The following is a 501-nucleotide window of genomic DNA, read 5'->3' on the forward strand; positions in this document are numbered from 1 at the left end:
GTCCCGTCAGCGCGTCCAGGATGGCCGGCGCGCTGACGGCGCCGAACAGCGGCAGCGCCTGCGGCTGCATGATCGTGGCGGTGCCGTCGAAGGCCCGCGCATCGCCCCAGCATTCGAAATCATGGGCCAGCGGCACGGACCAGCGTGCCAGGGCGGATGTCTCGTCCGGCGCGCGGGCCAGGGCGACGGTCAGGTCCACCCGCGCCATCGCGTCGGCGAAGCCGGGCAGCGTAAAGGCCGGGTTGCTGTCCAGGACCAGCAGCGCCTCCACCCGGCCGGCCTGCATGTCGTCCAGCAATGCGGCCATGTCGGACGCCATGTCCACGTTGCGATAGGCGGTCGGGTCGATCAGGTCGAAGGTACGTCCCCGTCCGCCCAGCGCCTCGTTGACCGCCAGGACCAGCGCATGGTCCTCGGGGGCCAGGGAAGGGCCGGCATGCAGCAGCGCCGCCCCCCGATGGGTCTGCAGGTCGCGGATCAGCGGCGCCAGCCAGTGCGGCG

Annotated in this window: 1 pseudogene; it reads right to left on the reverse strand. The window is 72.5% G+C overall.

The features are described from left to right. Positions 1-501 (reverse strand): annotated as a pseudogene (locus HUK84_RS22740) (4Fe-4S dicluster domain-containing protein); the annotation flags it as partial.

This window comes from Nguyenibacter vanlangensis (assembly GCF_013376155.1).
Classification (GTDB): domain Bacteria; phylum Pseudomonadota; class Alphaproteobacteria; order Acetobacterales; family Acetobacteraceae; genus Gluconacetobacter; species Gluconacetobacter vanlangensis.